At 64.6% G+C, this 12544-nt stretch carries 8 protein-coding genes; 4 read left to right on the forward strand and 4 right to left on the reverse strand.

Annotated elements, in window-relative coordinates; translation table 11 throughout:
* Together AAGA68_24000 and AAGA68_24005 are read right to left on the reverse strand one after the other, a co-directional pair.
* Positions 1-716: transglycosylase SLT domain-containing protein (locus AAGA68_24000; GenBank protein ID MEM9388138.1), on the reverse strand; the 716-nt coding region annotated here is incomplete at its 3' end.
* A gap of 107 nt (positions 717-823) precedes the next feature.
* The gene (locus AAGA68_24005) at positions 824-1864 is read right to left on the reverse strand and encodes a LacI family DNA-binding transcriptional regulator (protein MEM9388139.1); all 1041 of its coding nucleotides are present in this window, start codon (positions 1862-1864) and stop codon (positions 824-826) included.
* 236 nt (positions 1865-2100) lie between these two features.
* Here AAGA68_24005 and AAGA68_24010 point away from each other — a divergent pair, with 236 nt between their 5' ends.
* The 4 genes from AAGA68_24010 to AAGA68_24025 all read left to right on the forward strand — a co-directional run bounded on the left by AAGA68_24010 (position 2101) and on the right by AAGA68_24025 (position 8936).
* On the forward strand, positions 2101-4932 hold the full coding sequence (locus tag AAGA68_24010; GenBank protein MEM9388140.1) for a TonB-dependent receptor: 2832 nt from the start codon (positions 2101-2103) through the stop codon (positions 4930-4932).
* Between the two features lie 150 nt (positions 4933-5082).
* Entirely contained in the window at positions 5083-6582 is a 1500-nt protein-coding gene (locus AAGA68_24015) for a tryptophan halogenase family protein (GenBank protein ID MEM9388141.1), read from the forward strand.
* Positions 6583-6597: 15 nt separating this feature from the next.
* Positions 6598-8115: a tryptophan halogenase family protein gene (locus AAGA68_24020; GenBank protein ID MEM9388142.1), complete on the forward strand. Its 1518-nt coding sequence runs from the start codon at positions 6598-6600 to the stop codon at positions 8113-8115.
* Positions 8115-8936: a DUF6445 family protein gene (locus AAGA68_24025; GenBank protein ID MEM9388143.1), complete on the forward strand. Its 822-nt coding sequence runs from the start codon at positions 8115-8117 to the stop codon at positions 8934-8936. The genes AAGA68_24020 and AAGA68_24025 overlap by 1 nt, the downstream gene beginning before the upstream one ends.
* Here the strand turns inward: AAGA68_24025 and AAGA68_24030 are convergent.
* Together AAGA68_24030 and AAGA68_24035 are read right to left on the reverse strand one after the other, a co-directional pair.
* Positions 8896-11103, reverse strand: a complete 2208-nt coding sequence (locus tag AAGA68_24030) for a hypothetical protein (protein ID MEM9388144.1) — start codon at positions 11101-11103, stop codon at positions 8896-8898. The two genes, AAGA68_24025 and AAGA68_24030, sit on opposite strands and share 41 nt — an antisense overlap.
* 156 nt (positions 11104-11259) lie before the next feature.
* Positions 11260-12498, reverse strand: a complete 1239-nt coding sequence (locus AAGA68_24035; protein ID MEM9388145.1) for a sodium:proton antiporter — start codon at positions 12496-12498, stop codon at positions 11260-11262.
* Positions 12499-12544 lie beyond the last annotated feature (46 nt).

Below are 12544 nucleotides of genomic sequence, written 5' to 3' on the forward strand. Positions count from 1 at the left end.
GGCAGCTTGAGATCGAAGAAGTCGGCGTCCGGGCCGGCGCGGCGTACAGCACGCGCGACGCGACCTTCACCGCAGTTGTAAGCCGCCACCGCCAAGGTCCAATCGCCGAAGCGCTCATGCAGCGCTTGCAGGTAGTCGAGGGCGGCGTCGGTGGCGGCGATCGGATCGCGACGTTCGTCCACCCACCAGTCGATCTTCAGGCCGTAGCGCTTGCCGGTGGCGGGAATGAACTGCCACAGGCCCGCCGCGCCCCCCGGGGAGAATGCGAGGGGATCGAGGGCGCTCTCGATGATCGGCAGCAGGCAGAGTTCGGTGGGCAGCTGGCGTTTGCGGACGTCGTCGCAGATCCCCGCCAGGTAGCGCTCGACCCGTGGGCGCAGGCGCTCCAGGTACGTGGGGTGGCGCTCGAGCCAGGCCAGGTGTTGTTGGACGCGTTTTTCGTCCGTGGCATGAGCCAGCTGAAACCCGCCGCGGATCTCATCCATCAAGGTGGCGGGCGGCGGCGGCGCCGCGGCGACGGTCACCGGCTCGGGGGCCGCGGCGGGCTCGTCGACGATCTGTGAGTCGGGCTCGGCGGAGGGGGCCGCGGTCAACGCGGATGGTGGAACGGGATCGGTTTCTGGCGGCGCGCTGGTCTGGGCGGCGGGAGGTGAGGTGAGCGTTGCGCAGGCGCTCAAGCTTGCCGCCGCCAACAGGGCGGCCAGAGTTCTCGTCAAGGTTCCTTCCCCGGAGGAATGTCGAAGCGCGACAAGCTACGCGAAGTCGCGGGTCGACGGCAAACCCGGGGCGGTCGACGACAGGTGGTCGGGTGTGGACGGGGCGTTCAGCGACGCTTCAAGGCACCGCAGGACTTGCGCACGATCAGCTCCATGGGCAGCTGGGCGCTGTGGGTAGGCTCGCCCTCGATCAGCTTCAGCAGGTTGTGCACGAGGCGCTCACCCGCCTGGGCCGTGTCCTGGCGCACGGTGGTGAGACCGGGGTACACGTAGGCGGCGGCGGGCAGATCGTCGAAGCCGATCACGCTCACCTCTTGCGGTACATCTATCCGGGCGTCGTGCAGGGCGCTCATGGCGCCGATGGCGATCAGATCACTGGCGGCGAAAATCGCATCGAAGTGGGCGCCGCTCGCGAGCAAGCGCTGCGCCGCGTGGTAGCCGTCGCGCTCCTGGCTGATCGCCTCCTCGAACAGGCGAGGGTCCGGGTTCATGCCGGCTTCTTCCAACACGGCGCGGTAGCCCCGGTAGCGATCGCGGAACTCGGGACTGCCCGGCGACGCGCCCCCGATGAAGGCGATGCTACGCCGTCCGAGGGCCACCAGGTGGCGCACGGCCTGCATGGCGCCGTCGTAGTTGTCGCAGCTCAGCGAATGGCCTGGGCGGCCCTCTACCGGTGGCCCCCAGATAATGAAGTGGGCGTCTGCGTCCACCAGCGCCTTCAGCTTCTCCCCATAGTTCAGGTAATCGCCATAGCCGAGCAGGATGATGCCGTCGGCGCGATTGCTCGCCTCGTAGGCGGGCGTGAAGTGGTTGAGCTGCTGAAAGGACACCAGCACGTCGTAGCTGCAGGCGGCCGCGGCCCGGGTGATGCTGCCGAGCATCGAGAGGAAGAAGGGGTTGATCTGCGAGTCGTCGCTCGTCGGGTCCTCGAAGAGCAGCAGTGCGAGGGTCCCGCTGCGCCCGGTCCTAAGGCCAGCCGCGTTTCGATCGACGCTGTAGTTGAGCTCCTGGGCGGCCTGGAGGATGCGCTCACGGGTCTCCGGGCGCACCAGCGGGCTGCCGCGGAGTGCGCGCGAGACCGTGGCCTGGGAGACGCCCGCGGCGTGGGCGATATCCAGCGATGTCGTCTTGTGCACCCTGCTGCTCAAGGCATCCCCTCACTGCTCCATCGGACCCGCGGCGAATCGACGGCACTGCCCCGCCTAGCGCGCTTTCTCCGTGCGCCGCGGTGCACAACCGTTTGCATACGTTTTCACGTTTTTGTATCGACGGATCGCGTTAGCATCGATTGGAAGATAATCCAAAGAATACCCGTGGGGGGGAAGACATGGTAGCCGCCAGGCTTAGGGGGAAGAGTATGGAAGGTCAGGGAGCAACACTGTCCTTGTCGTTGGCCGTTGCAGCCGCGCTGTACGGCGGCGCGATGATCGCGCCGGCGGCCATGGCTCAGGACAGCAGCGCCAGCGGCGCGCAAGACGATTCGATGATGGAAGAGGTGCTGGTGACGGGCACCCGGGGACGCCTGATGCGTGCCCAGTCCTTGAAGCAGGACAGCACCACTATCGTCGAGGCGCTCACAGTCGACGACATCGGTCAGTTACCCGATACAAGTATCGCGGAATCGTTGGCGCGCCTTACGGGTCTAGCAGGTGAGCGTCGTAACGGGCGCACCTCCGGCATCTCCGTGCGCGGGTTCCGAGAGGATTACGTGGGCACGACGCTCAACGGGCGAGAATTGCTTGGTATTGGCGACAATCGCGGTGTTGAGTTTGATCTGTACCCGTCGGAGATCCTGAGCGGTGCACTGATCTACAAGTCCATGGAGTCGAGCCTGTACGTGCAGGGGATCGGCGGCGTGGTCGACCTGCGTACGACCAAGCCGCTCGAGGCAGCGTCGTACCTGACGACCAACCTGTCATACGAGCAGAACGGTCAGTCATCTGCCAACCCGGACTTCGATGACAACGGCTACCGGCTCGCCCTCGGCTTTTCCGATCGCTTCGCCGACGACACGGTGGGCCTTGCCTTCGCCGTGACTCATACGGAGTCGCCGAGTCAGGAAGAACACTTCCGCGGTTGGGGCTACCCCACTGTGGATCCGGCCAACGCCGGCGACGGCGTCAGTCTCACGGGCGATGAGACGGTGGTGGGCGGACATGACTCCTTCGCGCGCTCAGCGAGCCTCGAACGGACCGCCGCCACGGCCGTCCTTCAGTTCGAGCCGTCGGAGAAAGTCACTGCAACTTTCGATGCTCTTTACATTGATTTTCAGGAGGACGAAGTCTTCCGCGGCGTGGAGGAAGGCGGCGCTGTTTGGGGCACCGGCGACTACACGATCACCGGCGTCGAAAACGGCTTCGTCACCAGCGGTGATATCGACGGCGGTTTCCTCTCTGTTATCCGTAACGACGCGGAGCGGACCCGCGGAGAGCTCACCACCTTCGGCGCCAACCTCGAGTTCCGCCCGAACGACAACTGGGTGCTGGGCGTTGACGCGTCCTACGGCGAGACCGAGAAGCGCATCACCAACATCGAGAGTTACTCGGGCGTGGGCCGCGCTGGCCTGGACACGCAGGGCGATCCCACGGTGCGCAGCTTCCAGTCCGGTCCCGACGGCACGGTCTACAGCGGCGAGAGTGTGGACCTCACGGACTTCAACATGATCCGCTTAGCCGGTCCTCAGTCCTGGGGTGGTGCCCTGGCGCCGGTCGATGCCTTCGCGCCCAACGATGTGTTCCCCGACATCGGTCCTTCCCAGGCGCAGGACGGTTTCGTCAATGAGCCGATCTTCGATGAGGACCTGACGGCGATCGCCTTCAACGGTCAGCGCTACTTCGAGGGCGCCTTCGTGGATCGCTTGGGCTTCGGTTTGCGCTACTCCGACCGCAGCAAGTCGAAGGACAACGACGGCTTCTTCCTGACCGCACCTACCTTCCCCGAGGATGCGTTGATCCCCGAGGACGTGCGCGCGGGCGCGACGGACCTGAGTTTCATCGGCATCCCCGGGGTGGTGGCCTACGATGCTCTAGCCCTGTTCGACAGCGGCTTCTACACGCTGACGGACGCCTCTGCCTTGGAGACGGGCCGCCTTGGTGACACTTACACGGTGAACGAGGAGCTGCTGCAGTTCTACACTCAGCTCGACTTCCGCCATGACTTCGCCGCCTTCGGCATCAGCGGTAACGCCGGTGTGCAGGTGGTGAACACGGATCAACAGGCAACGGGCTTCTCTACTCAGACGGGCCCGGATCTGTTCGTACAGGCCACACCCGTAGAGGGCGGTGACGACTACACGGATGTCCTGCCGAGCTTCAACTTGAACTTCGACTTCAACAACGGTCACAAGGTGCGTCTGGCCGCGTCGAAGACCCTGAGCCGCCCGCGCATGGACGACATGCGGCCCAACACGACGGTGTCGTTCAACTTCAATGCGTCCAATGTCGCCGCGACCGACCCCGCCGGCGGCCCCTGGAGCGGTAACGCCGGCAACCCAGCCCTACGTCCGCTCGAGGCTAACAACGTCGATCTGGCCTACGAGTGGTACTTCGCCGACGACGGCTTCCTCTCGGTTGGGTTCTTCTACAAGGACCTCCTCAACTGGCATCGCAACGGCGCCTTCCTCGCGGACTTCAGTCAGTTCTTCATCCCGGGCTACCACCAGGCCACGGATGATGACGGCAACATCATCACCCCCGCCACCTTCGACGGCGTGGTCACCTTCCGTGAGGACGGTCTCGAGGGCGATGTGCGCGGCTACGAGTTCCAAGCGAACGTGCCCTTCCACATCTTCCACGAGGCGTTGGATGGCTTCGGTGTTGCCCTCGGCGTCGCGATTGCCAGCGGCGGACTGGAAGACGGTGGGCGAGTCCCCGGACTCTCCGATGAGAACTACCAGCTGACGGCCTTTTACGAGAAGGCGGGCTTCGAGATCCGCGTCTCTGGCCGTCGGCGAACGGATTTTCTAACGGAGGCCCGCGGCTTGAGCCTGGCCCTGACCCCCCTGACGGACCAAGGTGCTGAGCTGTGGGACGCGCAGATTGCATACGACTTCGGAGCCGGCGGTTTCGATCGTCTGTCCGGTCTGCGTGTAGCCTTGCAGGGGCAGAACCTCACCAACGAGGTCACCACCCTCACTAACGACGACACGCGTGAGGTGCTGCAATTCCAGACCTTTGGGGCGACCTATCTCTTGCGCGTGAATTACCAGTTCCGGTAGTACTCGAGCACAAGAGTCGGTGAACACGACGCCCGGGCGCCTCGCGCTCGGGCGTCGTGCCATACTGCTCAGGAAAAATACGCCGCGCCGTTCATGAGTGCCGGCCACGTGTACGCGACACGGCGGTCGTATGCGGCAAGGGAGTAGCTCATGGGAAAGCTAACGAAGAAGGTAGTCATCGTCGGCGGTGGCACGGCCGGCTGGATGTCCGCGGCGTTGTTCAGCCGCGTGCTGGGGCAGCAGGTGGAGGTCGAGCTGGTCGAGTCCGACGCGATTGGCATCATCGGTGTCGGCGAGGCGACGATTCCGCCTATTCAGCATGTCAATGCGGTGCTTGGCCTCGACGAGGCGGAGTTCCTGCGCGAGACCAAGGCCAGCATCAAGCTCGCTATCCGCTTTGAAAATTGGCGAGTGCCAGGTGAGCAGTACTACCACACCTTCGGCGCCCCTGGGCGCAGCCAAGCCTTCTGCCACTTCCACCATTTCTGGACGCGCGCAGAGAAGGCGGGGCAACACAGCAACCTCTGGGACTACGATCTCAACTATCTTTGCTGTGAGGCGGGTAAGTTCGCCAAGCTGCAGGTCAGCGACGCCATGTTCGAGCTGCCCTACGCCTATCATTTCGATTCGTCTCTCTACGGCCAGTACCTGCGCCGCTACAGCGAGGGGCGGGGCGTCACGCGCACGGAAGGGTTGATCCGCGCGGTCGATCTCGATCCCGAGAACGGCCACGTCAACCGCCTGCACCTGGACAACGGCAAACAGGTGGACGGTGATTTCTTCATCGATTGCTCCGGCGGCCGTGGCTTGCTGATTCAGCAACACTTGGGTGTGGGCTTCGAGGACTGGGGGCACTGGCTACCTTGCGACCGTGCCCTCGCCGTGCCGTCGAAGCGCTTCCAGGAGACAGCCCCGTACACTCGCTCCATTGCCCACGGCGCCGGCTGGCAATGGCGAATTCCGCTGCAGCATCGTAATGGCAACGGCCTGGTCTACAGCAGTCGCCACTACAGCGACGACGAGGCCGCAGCGCTGCTGATGGGCAACCTCGATAGCGAAGCGCTCGAGGATGAGCCGCGCCTGATTCGCTTCCGCACCGGGCGCGCCCGCAAGCAATGGCACCGCAATGTGGTGGCCATCGGGCTCTCGAGCGGGTTCCTGGAGCCGCTTGAGTCCACCAGCATCTACCTGATTCAGTCGGCGATTGTGCGCCTGGTTAAGATGTTCCCCCACGCCGGAGTGCTGCCTACGATGGTGGATGAGTACAACCGCCAGTCTCAGGTCGAGTTTGAGTACATCCGCGACTTCATCATACTCCACTACCATGTAAACGGCCGGCACGACACGCAGTTCTGGCGTGATCTGCGGGAGATGGAGGTGCCCCACCGCCTGCGCGAGAAGATCGACGTGTTTCGCGAGAGCGGCGCCTTGTTCCCGGACAATATGGATATCTTCCTGGAGCCCTCATGGCTGCAGGTATTGTTAGGCCAAGGGGTCATGCCGCAGGACTTCCATCCCCTGGCTGGCTCGCTCACCGACGCCCAGCTGCGCGAGAAGATGACCACCATGGCGCGGGTCAAGCGCGAGCCCCTGGCTCGCATGCCTAGCCACGACGGTTTCCTCGATATGTTCTGTGCGGCGAATACCTAGCGCGGTGGGGCCACCGTGAAGCCTAAGCGTATTGTTATCCTGGGAGGAGGCACGGCGGGATGGATGGCCGCCAACCTCTTCGCCCGGGCGTGGCCGTCGCACGAAGTACGGGTCAGTCTCGTCGAGTCGCCGCAGATTGGCACCGTGGGGGTTGGGGAGGGGTCCACCCCCACCCTCAAGCGTTTCTTCGAGATGATCGACGTGCCGGAGGCGCAGTGGATGCCCCGGTGCAACGCCACCTACAAGGTGAGCATCGCCTTCGAGGGGTGGAGCCCGAAGTCTGGCCTTGCCCGCTACGCCCATCCCTTCGTCTCGCAGATTGACACGCTCTCCCAGAACACCTTCATGGGCAACTGTCGCCGCCGTCGCTTCGGCCTTGATGTCCACACCGATCCGGGCGACTTCTTTCTGAACGGCGTATTGGCCCAGGCACGCAAGGGGCCCCAAGCAGCGCAGACCTTCCCGTTTGTCATGGACTACGGCTATCACTTCGACGCCGGCAAGCTGGGCGCTTTCCTGGCGCAGACTGCCGTAGGCCGTGGCGTACAGCACCTGCAACGGCGCGTTGTGTCCGTGGAACAGGATGACGCCGGAGATCTCGCCGCCCTTATCGCGGAGGGCGAGGAGCGCATCGAGGCGGATTTCTTCGTCGATTGCTCGGGCTTTGCCTCAGTGCTGATCGAGAAGACCTTGGGTGTACGTTTTGAGAGTTTCGCTGACAACCTCTTCAACGACGCGGCGGTGGTGTTGCCGACGCCGGTGGAGGAGAGGGCATTGCCGGTGGAGACCGTCTCAGTCGCCCTGTCCAACGGTTGGTGCTGGCGTATCCCGCTTACGCACCGCTTCGGAAATGGCTACGTCTACAGCTCTCGCTACCTGGATTCCGATGCGGCGGAACGCGAGCTACGCGATTTCTTGGGGTTGACGGAAAGCTCGGAGGAGGCGCGACATCTGCGGATGCGCGTGGGGCAGCGCGAACACCATTGGTATCGCAACTGCCTGAGCCTTGGACTCTCCCAGGGCTTCATCGAGCCGCTCGAGGCCACGGCCCTGCTGCTTACGCAGATTAGCGTGGAGCTGTTTATTCACCACTTCAAGAAGGGGGCCTTCGAGCGTGAGGACCGTGATGCGTTCAATCGCCTTGTCCACCAGCGCTTCGAGCGCGTGCGCGATTACATCGTGGCTCACTACAAGTTGAACACCCGCGAGGACTCCGCCTACTGGCGTGACAATCGTGACAACATGGTGCTCTCCAAGTCCCTCCGTCAGCTGCTCGATGTGTGGTACCGCCGAGGCGATCTCACGCAGGAAGTGCAGCGCCAGAAGCTCGAATCTCACTTCGGCAGCCTGTCGTGGCATTGCCTCCTATCGGGCTACGGTGCCTATCCTGAGCTCTCCAAGGAACAGCCCGACGCCAACGATCTCTATCGGGAGGCCGGCGTGGCCCACATGCTTCGCGGTTGTGCCCTCAACTTTCGCGAGCATCGAGAAAACCTGAGCGTGCTCCGCGAGAGCACGAAGGTCCGCGCCTGATGGCGAGCGTGCCGCGTGGGGGCGCGGATCCGGTCACGATTGCGGTTAACCCACTAGCCAAGATCGAGATTCTAGAGATCGGTGACGGCCGACGCTGTGCAATCGTCGATGAATTTCTCGCGGACCCAGCTTCCTTGGTGCGCTACTCGCAAGCGCACGCCAGCGAGTTTCGTATCCGCCCTCACACCTACCCCGGGCCGGGACGCGTGGTTGGAGCGCCGTGCATGGAGCAGATCCAACGCTTCATTCGCAGCCAACTCTCGCGTCACTTTCCCTTCCACCGCAGCGCCATCAAGCTTACGGCCGGGCTGTCCATGGTGACGCTTCGTCCGGAGCAGCTGTCGAACTTCCAGCGCATCTGCCACATCGATCCGCGCCATGCGCAAGATCGACGTACCTTTGCAGGCTTAGTTTACCTGTTCGATAACGCGGCGCTTGGCGGCACGGCCTTCTACCGTTGGAAGCGACAGGCGATTGCCTTCGAGGCGATGGCGAGGGAGCTACGGGATCCGCAGGCGGCGCACCGCTACCTGCAGGCAAACTCGGCCTACTATCGTGAGGCGCCCCGTTACATGACACAAAGCAACGACATTGCCGAGCTCATGGAGGTGGTGCCGGCGAAGTGGAACCGCTTCGTGTTCTACGACGGCGAATACCCTCACTCGGGGCATATCACCCGACCGGACCTTCTGACGCAGGACTTCTCCACCGGTCGCCTCTCGCTCAACCTTTTTGCCAGTGTCAGGCCCACACCGGCCGACACGGCGCCGCATGAGGGCGCTACCCCCCGCGGCGACGCTCGTAGGCTTCGATTTGATTGATCAGCTGGTTGCGCCGCTCCGGCGACAGGTTGACTCGCTCCAGCTGCGCTCGGGCCGACGTCGGGTCTTGGCGCGCCAACCTACGAATAATGTTTGTGGTGGTGCTTTCGCGTTGGGCCGGGTCTTCGATCTCGCGCAGCCAATCGATCGCCTCGTTGACGAAGTCAGGCTGCAGGCTCATACCCACCTGCAGAGCAGCACCGATGGCCTGATCCCGGCCGGAGTCCCGGCTGAGGTCCGTCGCCCAGGAGATCGCTTGCTGTACGTCTGATTGGGCCCAAGCGCTAGCGACTGCGCGCGCCGAGCCCGACCGAGCAGTGTCTGGTAGGCGGTTCACCCAGCGTGAGGCCGCCGGGGGGGCCGAGCGCGCCCACTGACCCATGAGTTGCGGGGCGAGCTTTGCGGTTTGCGACGCCTCGATACGGTCCAGAGCCAACATGGCGCTACGCGGATCGGTCTGCACCCAGTTGTTCAACACGCCGGATAGGGACTCGTCGTAGCCGGGCTCTCCAGCGAAACCCTGAACCCAACTCAGGGCAGCGGCGGGCTGCTTCGCGCCGTAGCGGGTGGCCACCTCGTTCAGAGCCTGGCGTCGCGTTGGGCCGTCCAGGGTCGGCACGAGGTTTGCGGCGGCCATCAGGTCTTCCTGAGCCAACATGCCGATGGTCTGCGGCAGGGCTTGCGCGCGCTGAGCCTCCGGCAGGCGCTCCGCCCAGGCGAGGGCGGCGTAGGGGTCTGAGCGGGCCCAGAGGCTGGCGAGATTCTGCAGGGCGTTCGTGTGCTGCTGAGAACCCTCTGGCAGCAGCGCGAGCAGCGCAGCCGCTTCCTCCGGGCGTTGGTCGGCGATGCGATTGACAGTTGATGCGAGCGCTTCGTTACGGATGCGCTCTGTGGGTGCGCCTTCCAGCATGGTAATGGCCGCGCTGGTATCAGTCAGGGCGAGCGTGTTTACGGCCGCGCTGAAGGCCATCGAGCGCTCGGATGAGGAGCCCAAGGAATTGATCCAGCCCAGCACACCCTCCGGTTGCTGGCGAGCCAGGGCGATGGCGATGCTAGAGACCACCTGTTGGCGCGATCCGCTGGTGTTCAGGCGCGCTAGCTGATCGGCGGCTAGCTGCGCGTCGTGTTCCGCCAACTCACGCAACACATTCTGCGTGTAGCCCGAGTGGCCCTGCACGGATTCGAGCTCCTCGGCCCATCGCAGGGCACCCTGTGGGTCGACGGGCGTTAGGTAACGCAGGATCTTCATCAGCTGCTGTCCACGCTCGGAGCTGCGCCGCCGTTGAGCGATTTGAGCGATGGCGGCGCGCGGATCGCGTTGGGCCCAGCGGTCGGTCACTGCCCGCTCGAAGGCGAGGCGGGCGTTGGCGTCTTCGATCAGCGCTGCTTGGGCGAGGGCGGCGTAAGGATCCGTGTCCGCCCACAGGCGTGCGATCGTCGCGACCTGCTTCCAGCGCGTGACGCGGTCCCTGGTGGCGAGGGCCTTGCCCAGGGTTGCGGCTGGGTCCGTGGCCACGTCGCGCGCGAGAAGTCGTCGGCGTGCCGATTTAGCTTGGTAGGTTGCGGGTAGGCGGGAGATGATCCAGTCCACCCGCGAGGGATCTAGAGCACCCCACACCTCGACAATCGTATCGCCGGCCACTTGACGCATCGGCGAGGACTGTAGCTGGCGTACGCCTTCGATGGCTGCCGTCAGGTCCACCTCGGCCCAGGTGCCGAACACGATGCGCGTGAAGTAGTCCGCATCCACGGTGGCTGCCTGGTTGATTTGGCCGAGTGCTTCCTGCGGTGAGAGCTCCGTGAGCCGCTGTAGGAAGATGCCTGCCGCCGCGCCCCGGCCGCCGGCGCTCTGCCCGGTGCCCGCCATCCGTTCGATGCCGCTGCGCAGCGAGCGAGGGGCGCTTTGCGCCGCGAGTTGGTGTAGCGCGAGGTCTCGGCCGAAGGGAGTGCTGGCGGCGAGGGCTGACGCGAGATCTGGCGGCAACGCTTTGCGCGTCGCATCAGTGGGCGTTTGCCGGAATGGGGTCGCCTCGTGTTGGCCTGCGGCCGAAGGGGCCGCAAGCGCGGGGTCGGTGCGCTGGAGTCTGTGCGTCAACGGGCCGCTAAGGATGGCGCCGACGGTAAGCCCGCCGAGGGCGGCGACAAGCAGGCGGACACCAGGGGACATGAGCAGCAAGCCTCGACGATCAGCACTAGCTCACGATGCCAGATCGCGCCGACGTACGCATCCCGTGGCAATACCGCTCGCCGGCTACCTAGGGGATTTCTATGCGGGCCAAGGGTCAGGACGTCGACTCGATCGTGCGAGCCGTGCGAGGCGCTCTTACGCCTCGCGGGTGGCCTCTGCGAGACGCTTCATCGTCGTTCCCTGCACCAGGATGGAGAACACCACGACGCAGTAGGCTACTGCCACCAGGATTTCGCGCTCGGCACTTGGCGGAAGGGAGAGTGCCAGGGCCACCGAGATGCCGCCGCGGATGCCTCCCCAGGTCATCATTCGCACCACGTTCGGCGGGAACTCCTGACGGGCTCGCAGGAGCTGCACGGGCCCGAGTACGCTGAGCCAGCGCGCGATGAGCACCAGTGGAATGACCAGCACGCCAGCGGCCAGCTCGCGCCCGCCGAAGGTGATCGCTAGCACCTCCAAGCCGATGATCAGGAACAGCACGGCGTTCAGTATTTCGTCGATAAGCTCCCAGAAATCGTCCAGGCGCAGTCGGGTCTGCTCGGACATGGCGAAGGCGCGCCCGCGATTGCCGATCAGCAAGCCAGCCACCACCATAGCGATTGGGCCCGATAGGTGAAGGGAGTGAGCGAGCGTGTAGCCACCAGCCACAAGGGCTAGGGTGAGCAGGATCTCCACCTGGTAGTTGTCGATGGGGGCGAGCAAGCGGTAGACGACCCAGCCGAGGGCAAGGCCGAGCGCGGCGCCGCCCAGCGCTTCGTGCACGAAGAGCTCCGCGATGTGCAGAGCGCTCGCCTCATCGCCCTGCACGGCGATGCCGCTGACGGCGATGAAGACAACCACCGCGACACCGTCGTTGAATAGGCTCTCACCCGCGATCTTGGTCTCGATCGCTTTGGAGACGCCGGCGGATTTGAGCACCGCTAGCACCGCGACGGGATCGGTCGGTGCGATCAGGGCGCCGAAGAGCAGGCCGTATATCCAGGGCAGCTCGATGCCGAGCAGGCCGAAGAGCAACCACGCGCCCGTGCCCACCACGAACGTGGTGAAGACCACCCCGAGGCTCGCCAGGATCCCCACCAACCAGCGGTAGCGGGCCAGTTCCTCGAGCTTCACGTGCAGGGCGCCGGCGAACAGCAGGAAGCTCAGCATGCCGTCCATCAGCGCCTGGTCGAAGTCGATGCCGCGCACGATGTCGCGTGCCTCGCCGAGCTGGGCCTGAAGGCCGAAGTTGCCGGCGAGCACCAGGATAAGGGAGGTGCACATGGCGAGGAGCATCACGCCGATGGTCATCGGCAGACCGACCACGCGATGGTTCAGGTAGGCGAAAGTCGCCGCCAGCGTTAGGAGCAGGGCGCTCAGTTCGAGGATGTTCATTGGCATTTCGTGGCTGCGTCGCTGCGCAGGGCCGGCAGTGTACCCC

It is taken from the genome of Pseudomonadota bacterium, from assembly GCA_039193195.1.
GTDB lineage: Bacteria > Pseudomonadota > Gammaproteobacteria > Steroidobacterales > JBCBZW01 > JBCBZW01.

Excerpts from the sequence above, each read along its gene's own strand:
- AAGA68_24025 (MEM9388143.1), top strand. The coding sequence starts at position 8,115 with ATGGCGAGCGTGCCGCGTGGGGGCGCGGATCCGGTCACGATTGCGGTT.
- AAGA68_24015 (MEM9388141.1), top strand. The coding sequence starts at position 5,083 with ATGGGAAAGCTAACGAAGAAGGTAGTCATCGTCGGCGGTGGCACGGCC.
- AAGA68_24030 (MEM9388144.1), bottom strand. The coding sequence starts at position 11,103 with ATGTCCCCTGGTGTCCGCCTGCTTGTCGCCGCCCTCGGCGGGCTTACC.
- AAGA68_24035 (MEM9388145.1), bottom strand. The coding sequence starts at position 12,498 with ATGAACATCCTCGAACTGAGCGCCCTGCTCCTAACGCTGGCGGCGACT.